At 70.1% G+C, this 14516-nt stretch carries 12 protein-coding genes, 1 rRNA gene and 1 riboswitch; of the genes, 12 read left to right on the top strand and 1 reads right to left on the bottom strand.

All coding sequences use genetic code 11. From position 1 onward, the window contains the following. The first annotated feature begins 119 nt into the window (after positions 1 to 119). The 11 genes from rrf to ACTT8P_RS36050 all read left to right on the top strand — a co-directional run bounded on the left by rrf (position 120) and on the right by ACTT8P_RS36050 (position 10411). Positions 120 to 236: ribosomal RNA gene (rrf, locus tag ACTT8P_RS36100) — 5S ribosomal RNA — on the top strand. 109 nt (positions 237 to 345) lie between these two features. Further along, positions 346 to 954, top strand: a complete 609-nt coding sequence (locus ACTT8P_RS36095) for a CDP-alcohol phosphatidyltransferase family protein (protein WP_403544566.1) — start codon at positions 346 to 348, stop codon at positions 952 to 954. Positions 955 to 1069: 115 nt separating this feature from the next. Continuing rightward, complete coding sequence (locus tag ACTT8P_RS36090) at positions 1070 to 3565, top strand: sugar phosphate nucleotidyltransferase (protein WP_442836029.1); 2496 nt, start codon at positions 1070 to 1072, stop codon at positions 3563 to 3565. Between the two features lie 167 nt (positions 3566 to 3732). Then, positions 3733 to 4569 (top strand): DUF881 domain-containing protein, encoded by an 837-nt coding sequence (locus ACTT8P_RS36085; protein ID WP_442836028.1) that lies wholly within the window; start codon positions 3733 to 3735, stop codon positions 4567 to 4569. Beyond that, entirely contained in the window at positions 4566 to 4898 is a 333-nt protein-coding gene (locus ACTT8P_RS36080) for a small basic family protein (RefSeq protein ID WP_003977440.1), read from the top strand. The genes ACTT8P_RS36085 and ACTT8P_RS36080 overlap by 4 nt, the downstream gene beginning before the upstream one ends. A 5-nt stretch (positions 4899 to 4903) precedes the next feature. Next, positions 4904 to 5743, top strand: coding sequence for a DUF881 domain-containing protein (locus ACTT8P_RS36075; RefSeq protein WP_442836027.1), 840 nt, complete (start codon positions 4904 to 4906; stop codon positions 5741 to 5743). 61 nt (positions 5744 to 5804) lie between these two features. Further along, entirely contained in the window at positions 5805 to 6740 is a 936-nt protein-coding gene (locus ACTT8P_RS36070; RefSeq protein WP_442836026.1) for an FHA domain-containing protein, read from the top strand. A 42-nt stretch (positions 6741 to 6782) separates the two neighbouring features. After that, complete coding sequence (ftsR, locus tag ACTT8P_RS36065) at positions 6783 to 7520, top strand: transcriptional regulator FtsR (RefSeq protein ID WP_442836025.1); 738 nt, start codon at positions 6783 to 6785, stop codon at positions 7518 to 7520. A gap of 73 nt (positions 7521 to 7593) precedes the next feature. Next, positions 7594 to 8067 (top strand): bifunctional nuclease family protein, encoded by a 474-nt coding sequence (locus tag ACTT8P_RS36060; protein ID WP_188183535.1) that lies wholly within the window; start codon positions 7594 to 7596, stop codon positions 8065 to 8067. 161 nt (positions 8068 to 8228) lie between these two features. Then, entirely contained in the window at positions 8229 to 8912 is a 684-nt protein-coding gene (locus tag ACTT8P_RS36055; RefSeq protein WP_442836024.1) for a MerR family transcriptional regulator, read from the top strand. Positions 8913 to 8980: 68 nt separating this feature from the next. Next, positions 8981 to 10411: a DNA polymerase IV gene (locus tag ACTT8P_RS36050; RefSeq protein WP_442836023.1), complete on the top strand. Its 1431-nt coding sequence runs from the start codon at positions 8981 to 8983 to the stop codon at positions 10409 to 10411. Positions 10412 to 10696: 285 nt separating this feature from the next. Here ACTT8P_RS36050 and ACTT8P_RS36045 read toward each other — a convergent pair whose 3' ends face one another. After that, the gene (locus ACTT8P_RS36045) at positions 10697 to 11071 is read right to left on the bottom strand and encodes a PRC-barrel domain-containing protein (RefSeq protein ID WP_442836022.1); all 375 of its coding nucleotides are present in this window, start codon (positions 11069 to 11071) and stop codon (positions 10697 to 10699) included. Positions 11072 to 11197: 126 nt separating this feature from the next. Beyond that, a riboswitch (glycine riboswitch) is annotated at positions 11198 to 11292 on the top strand. A gap of 178 nt (positions 11293 to 11470) precedes the next feature. On the opposite strand from ACTT8P_RS36045, the gene gcvP reads away from it, so the two are divergent. Beyond that, positions 11471 to 14365 (top strand): aminomethyl-transferring glycine dehydrogenase, encoded by a 2895-nt coding sequence (gene gcvP / locus ACTT8P_RS36040; RefSeq protein ID WP_442836021.1) that lies wholly within the window; start codon positions 11471 to 11473, stop codon positions 14363 to 14365. Positions 14366 to 14516: the final 151 nt, after the last annotated feature.

Genomic DNA, 14516 nt, shown 5'->3' with positions numbered 1-14516 from the left:
GTTGACTGGTACTAATAGGCCGAGGGCTTGTCCTCAGTTGCTCGCGTCCACTGTGTTGGTTCTGAAACCACGAACAGCCCCGCTGCTGGTTCAGAGCGGTTGGTTGTGTTTCATAGTGTTTCGGTGGTCATAGCGTAGGGGAAACGCCCGGTTACATTTCGAACCCGGAAGCTAAGCCTTACAGCGCCGATGGTACTGCAGGGGGGACCCTGTGGGAGAGTAGGACGCCGCCGAACTCCTTTTAGAGCTCTGGCTCTTGGGCAGACCGCCCGAGGGCCAGAGCTTTTTTGCGTTGAGGTAAGGTCAGGGGGCATTGTTGGCTTATTTCAACCAGGAGGCCCCCGGGTGGAGGTCCAGGAGACCCGCGTCCAGACTGACCGGGTCCTCACCATCCCGAACATCCTCAGCATGGCCCGCCTCGTCGGCGTGCCCCTCTTCCTGTGGCTGATCCTCAGGCCCGAGTTCGGCGGCCCCAAGAGTGACGGCTGGGCGCTGCTGGTGCTGGCGCTCAGCGGCGTCAGCGACTACCTGGACGGCAAGCTCGCCCGGCGCTGGAACCAGATCAGCAGCCTCGGCCGGCTGCTGGACCCCGCGGCGGACCGGCTCTACATCCTGTCCACGCTGGTCGGCCTGACCTGGCGGGAGATTCTCCCGCTGTGGCTGACCGCGGTACTGCTCGCGCGTGAGCTGGTCCTGCTGGTCATGGTGGGCATCCTCAGACGGCACGGCTATCCGCCGCCGCAGGTGAACTTCCTGGGGAAGGCGGCGACGTTCAACTTGATGTACGCCTTCCCGCTGCTGCTGCTCAGTGACGGCAGCGGATGGATCTCGTCACTCGCTGCTATTTTCGGATGGGCGTTCGCCGGATGGGGTACAACCCTGTACTGGTGGGCAGGAGTCCTCTACATGGTTCAGGTCCGCCGCTTGGTCCGCGCGGACACCATGGCCGATTGAACTCGCCCACTGTGCGGCCGTAGCGGCCCCGATGGCCCGCGCTGGAAAAGTGCGGGACAATCGAGGCGGGTGAAGTCGGTCAGACCGTCGTCTCTTAGAGGAGGACGCTTCCGACATGAAGGCCGTCGTGATGGCCGGAGGCGAAGGCACACGCCTTCGTCCCATGACCTCAAGCATGCCCAAGCCGCTCCTGCCGGTGGCCAACCGGCCGATCATGGAGCACGTTCTGCGGCTGCTCAAAAGGCATGGGCTCAACGAGACCGTCGTGACCGTGCAGTTCCTGGCCTCCCTGGTCAAGAACTACTTCGGTGACGGTGAAGAGCTCGGAATGGAGCTCACCTATGCCAATGAGGAGAAGCCACTCGGTACCGCCGGAAGCGTCAAGAACGCCGAAGAGGCGTTGAAGGACGATGCCTTCCTCGTCATCTCCGGCGATGCGCTGACCGACTTCGACCTCACCGAGCTGGTCAATTTCCACAAGGAGAAGGGCGCGCTCGTCACCGTATGCCTGACGCGCGTACCCAATCCCCTTGAATTCGGTATCACCATCGTCGACGAGGACGGCAAGGTCGAACGCTTCCTGGAGAAGCCGACCTGGGGTCAGGTCTTCTCGGACACCGTGAACACCGGTATCTATGTCATGGAGCCCGAGGTCTTCGACTATGTCGAGGCCGACGTCTCCGTCGACTGGTCCGGTGATGTCTTCCCGCAGCTGATGAAGGAAGGCAAGCCGATCTACGGCTACATCGCCGAGGGGTACTGGGAGGACGTCGGTACCCACGAGAGCTATGTGAAGGCCCAGGCGGACGTCCTGGAGGGCAAGGTCGACGTCGACATCGACGGCTTCGAACTCTCGCCCGGAGTGTGGGTGGCCGAAGGCGCCGAGGTGCATCCCGACGCCGTACTCCGAGGGCCGCTCTACGTGGGCGACTACGCCAAGGTCGAGGCCGGCGCCGAGATCCGGGAACACACCGTCATCGGCTCCAACGTCGTCGTCAAGAGCGGCGCCTTCCTGCACAAGGCCGTCGTGCACGACAACGTGTACGTCGGCCCGCACAGCAACCTGCGCGGCTGCGTCGTCGGCAAGAACACCGACATCATGCGCGCGGCGCGGATCGAGGACGGCGCGGTCATCGGCGACGAGTGCCTGGTCGGTGAAGAATCGATCGTTCAGGGCAACGTGCGGGTCTACCCGTTCAAGACCGTCGAGGCCGGCGCGTTCGTCAACACCTCGGTGATCTGGGAGTCGCGGGGGCAGGCGCACCTGTTCGGCGCCAGAGGGGTCTCCGGCATTCTGAACGTCGAGATCACTCCGGAACTGGCCGTGCGGCTGGCCGGTGCCTATGCGACGACCCTCAAAAAGGGGTCGACCGTCACCACGGCCCGCGACCACTCCCGAGGCGCCCGTGCGCTCAAGCGCGCGGTCATCTCAGCGTTGCAGGCCAGCGCCATCGACGTACGGGACCTGGAGAACGTACCGCTGCCGGTGGCACGGCAGCAGACCGCGCGGGGCAGCGCCGGCGGCATCATGATCCGTACCACGCCCGGGGTGCCGGACTCGGTCGACATCATGTTCTTCGACAGCCAGGGCGCCGACCTGTCGCAGGGCAGCCAGCGGAAGCTGGACCGGGTCTTCGCCAGGCAGGAGTACCGGCGGGCGTTCCCCGGCGAGATCGGTGACCTGCACTTCCCGTCCAGCGTGTTCGACTCGTACACCGGGTCGCTGCTGCGCAACGTCGACACGGCGGGCATCGCCGAGTCGGGGCTGAAGGTCGTGGTCGACGCCTCCAACGGCAGTGCGGGGCTGGTGCTGCCCAGTCTGCTCGGCAAGCTGGGCGTCGACTCGCTGACCATCAACCCCGGGCTCGACGAGTCCCGGCCGACCGAGTCGGCCGACATGCGGCGGTCCGGGCTGGTACGGCTCGGGGAGATCGTGGCGTCCTCGCGGGCCGCGTTCGGAGTGCGGTTCGACCCGGTCGGGGAGCGGCTGTCGCTCGTCGACGAGAAGGGCCGGATCATCGAGGACGACCGGGCGCTGCTGGTGATGCTCGACCTGATCGCCGCCGAGCGGCGCAGCGGGCGGGTGGCGCTGCCGGTGACCACCACCCGGATCGCCGAGCAGGTGGCGGCGTACCACGGCACCCAGGTGGAGTGGACGACCACTTCTCCCGACGACCTCACCCGGGTCGGCGGCGAGGAAGGGACCATCTTCGGCGGTGACGGCAAGGGCGGCTTCATCGTCCCGGAGTTCAGCAGCGTCTACGACGGCACCGCGGCCTTCGTACGGCTGATCGGGCTGGTGGCGCGCACGCAGCTCACGCTGAGCCAGATCGACGCCCGGATTCCGCGGGCGCACGTGCTCAGGCGTGATCTGGCGACCCCGTGGGCGGTCAAGGGGCTTGTCATGCGCCGCGTCGTGGAGGAGGCGGGAGACCGCTCCGTGGACACCACCGACGGGGTACGGGTCGTGGAGGCCGACGGGCGCTGGGTCATGGTGCTGCCCGACCCGGCCGAGGCGGCCACCCACCTGTGGGCCGAGGGTCCCGACGACGCCTCCGCGCAGGCACTGCTCGACGAGTGGTCGGCGGTCGTGGACAGCGCCGGCCGGTAAAAACCGCAGTACGCGCGCGTGCCGGACAAGTGCCCCCAAGGGGGCCTGTCCGGCACGCCGGTGGGGCCGTTCGGAAGCAGGGGCGGCGGCGTGCGACGATGTGCGGCATGCCGCAGCAACCCCCCGTTCGGAGCACAGCCACGCGGCCCACACGTCCGGACGCGTCCATGTCGTTGCTCACCAACGTCATGGACCACAGCCTCGACGACGGTTACGCCGAGGCGGCGGCACGCAAGCGGGCCGCGGGCACCGGCGGCCTGCCCAAAACCCTGCGGGCCAAGCTGGGCCTGGCCGCCGGGCTGGTGCTGGCCGCCCTGGTGGTGACCGTCGGAGCCGCCCAGGCGCGCGTCGCGGCCCCGGCCGCCGCCAAGGAGCGCGAGGAACTGATCGACCGCATCGACCAGGAGACCTCGGCGGCGGACGACCTTGAGGACGACGTCGACGCCCTGCGCGAGGACGTGGGCGCCCGCCAGCGCGAGGCGCTCCAGCACACCGGAGACGGCGACCGGGGCGAGCTGGTCGGGGTGCTGTCCGGGGCCGTCGCCGTGCACGGACCCGGGGTGAAGCTCGTGGTGAACGACGCCAAGGACGCCTCCACGGGCGGCGACGGCACACCGCGCGGAACCTCCGGGTTCTCCGACACCGGCCGGGTGCGCGACCGGGACATGCAGCGGGTGGTCAACGGACTGTGGGCCGCGGGCGCCGAGGCGGTCTCCATCAACGGGCAGCGGCTGACCGCGCTCTCCGCGATCAGGGCCGCGGGCGACGCGATACTGGTCGACAACAGGCCGCTGGTGCCGCCCTACACGGTGCTCGCCGTGGGCGACGGGCAACAGCTCAGCAGCACGTTCCAGAACAGCGCCGACGGGCTGTATCTGAACGCCCTGGAGGAGAACTACGGCATCCGGACCGGTATCTCCACGGAGGACGACCTCCGGCTGCCGGCCGCGCCGAGTGTGATCGTACGAACCGCACAACCGAAAACCGAGAAGGGCACAACGTGATCGCCGTACTGGGCCTCGTCGTGGGAGTCGTGGCCGGCTTGCTGGTCCGGCCGGAGGTTCCGGCCGCCGTCGAGCCTTATCTGCCGATCGCCGTGGTCGCGGCGCTGGACGCCGTGTTCGGCGGGCTGCGGGCCATGCTCGACGGCATCTTCGACGACAAGGTCTTCGTGGTGTCGTTCCTGTCGAACGTGGTGGTGGCCGCGCTGATCGTCTTCCTGGGCGACAAGTTGGGCGTCGGCGCCCAGCTGTCCACCGGTGTCGTGGTCGTCCTCGGCATCCGGATCTTCTCCAACGCCGCGGCCATCCGCCGGCACGTGTTCCGGGCGTGAGACCGATGAGCGGCAAGGACGAACGGGCGGAGCACCGGCTCCGCGCAGAACTGCCCGAAGAGGTGGCGCCTGGCTCGGTGCCGGCCCCGAGCCAGCGTCCGGCCGCGCGGCCGGAGCCCGGGACGACCGGACGGCAACGGCTGGTGCAGGGGCTGTGGCCGCCGCGGGTGACCCGGGCCCAACTGATCGTCGCCCTGCTGCTGTTCGGGCTCGGCTTCGGCCTGGCCGTACAGGTGGCGTCCAACAGCGACGGGGACAGCGCGCTGCGCGGCGCCCGGCAGGAGGATCTGGTCCGCATCCTCGATGAACTCGATGACCGTACGCAACGTCTTCAGGACGAGAAGCAGGGTCTCGAGGCGCAGCGGGACGAGCTGGAGAACAGCTCGGACCAGGCCGAGGAGGCCCGTAAGCAGACGATCGAGAAGGAGCGGCAACTCGGCGTCCTGGCGGGCACGGTGGCCGCGCAGGGGCCGGGGATCACGATGACGATCGCGGACCCGAAGGGATCGGTCGAGGCGGACATGCTGCTCGACGCGATCCAGGAACTGCGCGCCGCCGGCGCGGAGGCCATCCAGGTCAACGGCGTACGGGTGGTCGCCGGTACCTATCTGACGGACTCCGACGACGGCGTGAGCGTCGACGGGAACAAGATCGACGCGCCCTATCGTTTCAAGGTCATCGGGAAGCCGCAGGACCTCGAGCCCGCGCTCAACATCCCTGGGGGAGTGGTGCAGACTCTGGAGAAGGAACAGGCCACCGCTACTGTTGAGCGGTCGAGCAAGATCGTCGTGGACGCCTTGCGAGCGGCGAAGCGGCCTGACTACGCTCGGTCGTCCTCCGAGTGAACCGAGGGCGCATGGGCGCTGTCCGGCGGGGGCATGAGCTTGCGGGGGGTCGGCGCACCGAATGGGTGGTGCGTGGTGGAAACTGTCTGGTGGAGACGGACGTTGTCAGGATGTCCGGGTCGGCCAGTACGTTCAGTCAGGGTTCGTCCTGCCCCACGGGCGGGTCTGTTTCGGTCAAGGGGAATCGCCCGTGAAGTTGTTTGCGAAGTTGTTCGGCAAGAGCGCGCGAGAGAGCGGCGAGAACGCGACCGCTCGCCATCGCGCGCAGCCCGACGCGGAGGGTGGGCGTCCGCTCTTCCGCGACCAGGTGGGTGGTCAGGGCGCGCCGTCTGTTGACCCTGCGCAGCCCGGCGGCATAGGTTTCGGGCAACCGTCGACCTCAAGTACGGGTTCAGGGTTCGGCCCCGGTCCGTACGCGTCCAACGCCCCGGCGGGGCAGCCGCCGCAGGAGGATCCGTCCATGTCGGCCCTGGTGTGTACGAGGTGCGGTAACCGCAACGCGGAGAACAGCCGCTTCTGCTCCAACTGCGGCGCGCCGCTGCGGTCCGGGGCGCACGCGGAGCGTCCCTCGGAGACGACGTCCACGATCTCGATCTCCGGTCTGGAGGCGTACGACGCCGAGGTCACCGGGCAGACGCAGATGCCGACGCTGTCCCCGGAGGCGCAGGCCGCCGTGGAGGCGCTGCCGCTGGGGTCCGCGCTGCTGGTCGTGCGCCGGGGTCCGAACTCGGGCAGCCGGTTCCTGTTGGACGGTGAGCTGACCACGGCCGGACGGCACCCGCAGAGCGACATCTTCCTGGACGACGTCACGGTCTCCCGTCGGCACGTGGAGTTCCGCCGGCAGCCGGACGGGTCGTTCACGGTCGCCGACGTGGGCAGCCTGAACGGCACGTACGTCAACCGCGAGCGGATCGACGAGGTCGCCCTGTCCAACGGCGACGAGGTGCAGATCGGCAAGTACCGGCTGGTGTTCTACGCGAGCCAGCGGGGCTACTGAGCCGCCCCGGGCTCCGTCCGGGGAGATCCCCAGGGAAGGGCCATGCTGCAAACACCGAGCGGTGGTGCCGGTCACGGCACCGCCGCCGCGGACGGACTGCTGAGCATCGGCGCGGTGCTGAACGTGCTGCGTGACGAGTTTCCCGACATCACGATCTCGAAGATCCGGTTCCTGGAGTCGGAGGGGCTCGTCGATCCGCGGCGGACCCCCGCCGGGTACCGCAAGTTCAGCGCCCGGGACGTCGAGCGCCTCGGGCACGTGCTGCGAATGCAGCGCGACCACTATCTGCCGCTCAAGGTGATCCGCGAGCACCTGGACGCCATGGAGCGCGGCGAGGCGGTGCCGCTGCCGACCGTGGGGCGGCAGCGCGAGGCGGGCGAATCGCTGCCGGAGCCTGTCGCGGCGGCGGCCGCGGCCCGGATCGGGCGGGCGGAGCTGCTCGCCGCGGTCGGCATAGAGGAGCGGCAGCTCGACGAGTGGGAGGCGTACGGCCTGATCGCCCCGCTGCCGGACGGGGCCTACGACGCGGAGACGGCCACCGTGGCCACCCTCGTGGTCGAGCTGGGACGGTTCGGGATCGAACCGCGGCACCTGAGGGTGATGAAGGCCGCCGCCGACCGGGAGGCCGGGCTGGTGGACCAGGTGGTGGCCCCGCTCAAACGGCACCGGAACCCGCAGACCAGGGCGCACGCGGAGGCCCGTACCAAGGAGCTGGCGGGGCTCGCGGTGAAGCTGCACGCCGCTCTGGTGCAGACCGCCCTCGGGGTGCGGCTGCCGTGAGGCGGAGCCCGGATCGGTCACCCGTTCCCGGCCCGACTACCCAAACGTCCCGGGCACGGCCTAGGGTTGCTGTGTGAACGAGCTCGATGTCGTAGGTGTCCGGGTCGAGATGCCCTCCAACCAACCGATCGTGCTGCTGCGTGAAGTGGGAGGAGACCGCTACCTCCCCATCTGGATCGGTCCCGGGGAGGCGACGGCGATCGCCTTCGCCCAGCAGGGCATGGCTCCCGCACGGCCGCTGACCCACGACCTGTTCAAGGACGTGCTGGAAGCCGTCGGCCAGGAGCTCACCGAAGTGCGCATCACCGACCTGCGGGAAGGGGTCTTCTACGCCGAGCTGGTCTTCGCCAGCGGGGTCGAGGTGAGCGCGCGGCCGTCCGACGCCATAGCGCTGGCGCTGCGCACCGGTACGCCGATCTTCGGCAGTGACACGGTGCTGGACGACGCCGGTATCGCGATCCCGGACGAGCAGGAGGACGAGGTGGAGAAGTTCCGCGAGTTCCTCGACCAGATCTCGCCCGAGGACTTCGGCAGCAGCAATCAGTGACGGCCGTCCGAAAACGGATATTCGGCTAGCCTTTCCCGGCGAGGGGACACGGCAAACCACTCTTAGGGTGATTATCACTCGGCGTGCCGAGTGTGGCGATCGTTGACGCACCCTTGGTGACTGCCTACCTTCGAGGAGGCAGGTCAAGGACGGAGGTCGGCGTGAGAAGCAGCGGCGACGGTACGGTGGGACGTGCTCCCGCACGCGGTCTCGGAGCCGGTGCTCCGTACTCTCCCGAGGGTTCTCGGATTCGCCCGGGCGGCGGATACCCGCAGCCCGGTGGTACGGCCGACCACGCCCCGCGGCGACCTGCGGTGGTGCCGAGCGGCGGAGGGGCGGCGTCCATGGCGTCCGAGCAGATCGGCTACCGGGGGCCCACGGCCTGCGCGGCCGCCGGGATCACCTATCGGCAACTCGACTACTGGGCCCGTACCAAACTGGTCGAACCCAGCGTGCGGCCGGCCCACGGGTCCGGCACCCAGCGGCTGTACAGCTTCCGCGACGTGGTCGTACTGAAGATCGTCAAGCGGTTCCTCGACACGGGTGTGTCGCTCCAGAACATCCGGACCACCGTGCAGCATCTCAGGGAGGGCGGTTTTCGCGACCTGGAGCGGATGACGCTGATGAGCGACGGTGCCACCGTCTACGAGTGCACTTCGCCGGACGAGGTGCACGCCCTGCTCCAGGGCGGTCAGGGGATCTTCGGGATCGCCGTCGGGGTGGTGTGGCGGGACGTGGAGAGCGCCCTGTCGCAGTTGCACGGGGAGCGGGTCGACACCGGCGAGACCCTGGTCGGGAACAATCCGGCGGACGAACTGGCCCGGCGGCGCAACCGGGCGGTCTGAGCGCGTCCGGGCCCCGCCGTGCCGGGCGTGCGGGCGCGTTGTCAGTGGCGTAGGGCAGCATCGGAGATGTGAGAACCGCGCCCACGATCCTGCATCTCGACATGGACGCCTTCTTCGCCTCGGTGGAGCAGGCGTCCAAGCCGAGCCTGCGCGGGAAGGCCGTGGTCGTGGGCGGGCTGGGGCCGCGCGGCGTGGTGGCCACGGCCTCGTACGAGGCCCGGGTCTTCGGTGTCCACTCGGCGATGCCCATGGCCCAGGCCCGGCGGCTCGCGCCCAACGCCGCCTATCTCGTGCCGCGCTTCCAGCTCTACCGGTCGGTCAGCGAGCAGGTGATGGGGCTGCTGCGGGCGCTGTCCCCGCTGGTGGAGCCGCTGAGCCTGGACGAGGCGTTCGTGGACCTGGAGGCCGGCGGGACCGCCTGGGACGCCCAGTCGGCCCGGCTGGCCGGCATCCGGCTGCGGGAGGACATCCGGGCCGTCACCGGACTGACGGGGTCGGTGGGGCTGGCCGCCTCCAAGATGCTCGCCAAGATCGCCTCCGAGGACGCCAAGCCGGACGGGCTGGTGCTGATCGAGCCGGGCACCGAGCGCCGGCTGCTCGCGCCGCTGTCGGTGCGGATTCTGCCCGGGGTGGGACCGGCGACCGGTGACCACCTGCGGCGGGCCGGGATGACCACGGTCGGCGAACTCGCCGAGGCGGGCGAGGACGAACTGGTCCGGCTGCTGGGCAAGGCGCACGGACACGCGCTGTACGCGATGGCGCTGGCGCACGACGAGCGGCCCGTGGTGGCCGAGCGGGAGACCAAGTCGGTGTCGGTGGAGGACACCTACGACGTCGACATCCACGACCGGACCCGGGTCGGTCTCGAGGTGCGGCGGCTGGCCGGCCGGTGTGTGGGGCGGCTGCGCGGGGCCGGGCTGTCCGGGCGCACCATCGTGCTGAAGGTACGGCGCTACGACTTCTCCACCCTGACCCGGTCCGAGACGCTGCGCGGGCCCACGGACGACCCGGCGGTGGTCGCGGAGGCGGCGGCGCGGCTCCTGGACGCCGTGGACACCACCGGCGGGGTGCGGCTGCTCGGCGTGGGGGTCACTGGGCTCGCCGACTACACGCAGGAGGACCTGTTCGCGCAGGCGGCGGGGGAGCGGGCGGGGGCGCAGGAGGAGGCGGAGCAGGCGGGGGCCACGGGGCTTTCGGGGGCGGCGGAGGGGGGCGACCGGGCCGCGTCCGCCGAGCCGGAGATCGCGCCCGCCGAGCGCCGCTGGCCCTCGGGGCACGACGTACGGCACGCGGTGTACGGGCACGGGTGGGTGCAGGGCAGTGGTCTGGGGCGGGTCACGGTGCGGTTCGAGACGCCGTTGTCGACCCGGCCGGGACGGGTACGGACGTTCCGGACCGACGACCCGGAACTGGAGCCGGCGGAGCCGCTGCCATTGGTGGAACGAAGACCGGGGGACGCCGCGGCCGGACCGGTCGAGCCGGTGGGTGGGGCGGGGTGACCGCGGTCGCGGTACGGGGCGCTGCGCGGCGGTGCGGGGACAGCCGGGCGATGCGGCTCAGGTGAGGCGGGAGGAGGTGTGGGGTGCCGGTCACGCGCGGGACGGGCGGGGTGGGGAGCAATCGCCGGGTGTGCCGGCGGGGCTCGGATCCCGGTGAGCGGTGAGCGGTGAGCGGTGAGCGGTGAGCGGGGGACGGGGGCAGGGGCAGGGGGCAGGGGACAGTCTTTCCCGCGGGGCGCGGGGTGCGCAGGAGGCGTTTTCGGGGGGTGTTGGGCCCGTCTCGCCTCAGCTGGGTTCCTCCTGGCCCGCCAGGTGGCCGAAGTCGTGGTCGGGGAAGGCGGGCGGGGCGGCGATGTCGAGGCCGTAGTGGTGGTAGAGCTGGAGTTCCTGTTCCGGGGAGAGGTGGCGGCCGACGCCGAAGTCGGGGGCCTCCTTGATCAGCGCGCGGTCGAAGGGCACCCGCAGCGTGCCGTCGACCAGTTCGCTGGGTTCCAGGGGGACGAAGGCGTCCCGGCTGAACAGGCCGGTGCGTATGGCCGCCCATTCGGGTATGCCGGTGGCGTCGTCGAGGTAGACCTCGTCGACGGTGCCGATCCTCGTGCCGTTGCGGTCGAACGCCTTGCGGCCGATCAGGTTGCGGGGATCGATGTCGGTACGCACGGGCCCTCCAGGTGGTCGCCAACCATCCGGTCCATCATCCGTAAGCACTACAAAAGAGCACATTTGGCTGTGCGGCCACTCGAAAGACCGTGCGTGGGGGTCGCTGGTACGCTGGCAAACGGCTGCTGACCCCGTGCGGGAGAGTCCTCCGGTTACACCGGAGGCGCCGAAGGAGCAACTCCTCCCCGGAATCTCTCAGGCTCACGTACCGCACGGACGAGGTCACTCTGGAAAGCAGGGCGGGTGTCGACGGCTTCCGCTCTCACCGACGGTGAAAGCCGGGACGGCCCGACAGGATCCCGGTGAAGCTCTCAGGTCGAGATGACAGAGGGGGAGGCCGTCCGGGCACCCGCGCCATGGTGCCCCTCGCAGGTCGCGTCAGACCAGGAGGCCTCCGCAATGACCGCCCATCCCACGCCGCGCACCCCGCTCGCCGAGCTCGAACAGGGCATTCCGTTCGAGCAGCGCCACATCGGCCCCGACCAGGAAGCCCGGGCCAAGATGCTGGCCCAGGTCGGGTACGGCTCGCTCGACGAGCTGACCGCCGCCGCCGTGCCCGAGGTGATCAGGAGCGCCGGCGCGCTGGATCTGCCCCAGGGGCGCACGGAGGCCGAGGTACTGGCCGAGCTGCGCTCGCTCGCCGACCGCAACCAGGTGCTCGACTCGATGATCGGGCTCGGCTACTACGGCACCTTCACGCCGCCGGTCATCCTGCGCAACGTCATGGAGAACCCGGCCTGGTACACCGCGTACACGCCGTACCAGCCGGAGATCTCGCAGGGCCGGCTGGAGGCGCTGCTCAACTTCCAGACGATGGTGGCCGACCTGACCGGTCTGCCCACCTCCGGGGCCTCGCTGCTGGACGAGGGCACCGCGGCCGCCGAGGCGATGGCGCTGTCGCGGCGGATGGGGAAGAACAAGAAGGGCCTGTTCCTGGTCGACGCGGACGCGCTGCCGCAGACCATCGCCGTGATCCGGACCCGGGCCGAGCCGACCGGGGTCGAGGTGGTCGTCGCCGACCTCAGCGACGGCATCCCGGCCGAGGTCGCCGAGCGGGAGATCAACGGGGTCCTGCTCCAGTACCCGGGTGCCTCCGGTGCGGTACGGGACATCAAGCCGGTCATCGACCGGGCGCACGAGCTGGGCGCGCTGGTCACCGTCGCCGCCGACCTGCTGGCGCTGACCCTGCTGAAGTCGCCCGGGGAGCTGGGCGCCGACATCGCGGTGGGCACCACGCAGCGGTTCGGGGTGCCGATGGGGTTCGGCGGACCGCACGCCGGCTACCTGGCGGTCCAGGAGAAGATGGCGCGCAGCCTGCCCGGGCGGCTGGTGGGTGTCTCGGTGGACGCGGACGGGAACCGGGCCTACCGGCTGGCGCTCCAGACCCGTGAGCAGCACATCCGCCGCGAGAAGGCCACCAGCAACATCTGCACCGCGCAGGTGCTGCTCGCCGTGATGGCCGGGATGTACGCCGTCTACCACGGGCCGGACGGGCTGCGCGGCATCGCCCGGCGCACCCACCGGTACGCCGCGATCCTCGCCGCCGGTCTCGCGGACGGCGGGGTCGAGATCGTGCACGGCGACTACTTCGACACGGTCACCGCCCGGGTGCCCGGACGGGCCGCCGAGATCGTCGCCGCGGCCCGGCAGAACGGCGTCAACCTGCGCCTCGTCGACGCCGACCAGGTCTCGATGGCCTGCGACGAGACCACGACGCGGGCCCAGGTGGGCGGCGTGTGGAACGCGTTCGGGGTCGAGGGCGACATCGAGGCGCTGGACGCGGCGGCCGCCGACGCGCTGCCGGCCGGGCTGCTGCGCACCGACGAGTTCCTCACCCACCCGGTCTTTCATCAGCACCGCTCCGAGACCGCGATGCTGCGCTACCTGCGCCGCCTGGCCGACCGGGACTACGCGCTGGACCGCGGCATGATCCCGCTGGGCTCCTGCACCATGAAGCTCAACGCGACCACCGAGATGGAGCCGGTGACCTGGCCCGAGTTCGGGCAGCTGCACCCCTTCGCCCCCGCCGAGCAGGCACAGGGCTACCTCACCCTGATCCGGGAGCTGGAGGAGCGGCTGGCCGAGGTCACCGGGTACGACAACGTCTCGCTCCAGCCCAACGCCGGGTCGCAGGGCGAGCTGGCCGGACTGCTCGCCGTACGCGGGTACCACCGGGCCAACGGGGACGAGCAGCGGACGGTGTGTCTGATTCCGTCGTCCGCGCACGGGACCAACGCCGCCAGCGCCGTGATGGCCGGGATGAAGGTGGTCGTGGTCAAGACCGCCGAGGACGGCGAGGTCGACGTCGAGGACCTGCGGGCCAGGATCGAGCAGTACCGCGACGAGCTGGCGGTGCTGATGATCACCTACCCCTCCACGCACGGTGTGTTCGAGGCGCATGTCGCCGACATCTGCGCGGCCGTGCACGAGGCGGGCGGCCAGGTGTACGTGGACGGCGCCAACCTCAACGCCCTGGTGGGGCTCGCCGAGCCGGGGCACTTCGGCGGCGACGTCTCGCACCTCAACCTGCACAAGACGTTCTGCATCCCGCACGGCGGCGGCGGTCCCGGCGTCGGCCCGGTCGCCGTACGCTCGCACCTCGCGCCGTACCTGCCCAACCACCCGCTCCAGCCCGCGGCCGGTCCGCAGACGGGTGTGGGACCGGTCTCGGCGGCTCCCTGGGGCTCGGCAGGCATTCTGCCCATCTCCTGGGCGTACGTGCGTCTGATGGGCGGCGAGGGGCTGAAGCGGGCCACCCAGGTCGCGGTGCTCTCCGCCAACTACGTCGCCAAGCGCCTGGAGCCGCACTACCCGGTGCTGTACACGGGTCCGGGCGGGCTGGTCGCGCACGAGTGCGTCATCGACCTGCGGCCGCTGACCAAGGCGACCGGCGTGAGCGTCGACGACGTCGCCAAGCGGCTGATCGACTACGGCTTCCACGCGCCGACGATGTCTTTCCCGGTGGCCGGCACGCTGATGATCGAGCCGACCGAGTCCGAGGACCTGACCGAACTGGACCGGTTCTGCGACGCGATGATCGCCATCCGCGCGGAGATCGAGAAGGTCGGCTCGGGCGAATGGTCCGCCGACGACAACCCGCTGCGGGGCGCCCCGCACACCGCCGCCGCGCTCGGTGCGGAGTGGGCCCACGGGTACACCCGCGAGGAGGCCGTCTTCCCGGCCGGGGTGTCGGCGGCCGACAAGTACTGGCCGCCGGTGCGCCGTATCGACCAGGCCTTCGGGGACCGGAACCTGGTCTGCTCCTGCCCGCCGCTGGACGCGTACGAGGACTGAGCAGGAGGATTTGAGGTGAGAAGGGGCCCCGCCGACCGGACACTGTTGGTAAATGGTTCCTTGTTGCGTCCCGCTGCCGCTGAGGTTGAAAGGTTGGGGTGACAGCGGGCGTTGGCGGTGCTACATCCTCGTCATGAGGTATGCGGATGGC

The sequence above is a fragment of the Streptomyces sp. JW3 genome (assembly GCF_052216785.1).
Classification (GTDB): Bacteria; Actinomycetota; Actinomycetes; order Streptomycetales; family Streptomycetaceae; genus Streptomyces.
The sequence above is the reverse complement of the archived record's forward strand: the minus strand, read 5'-3'. Positions and strand labels throughout refer to the sequence as shown.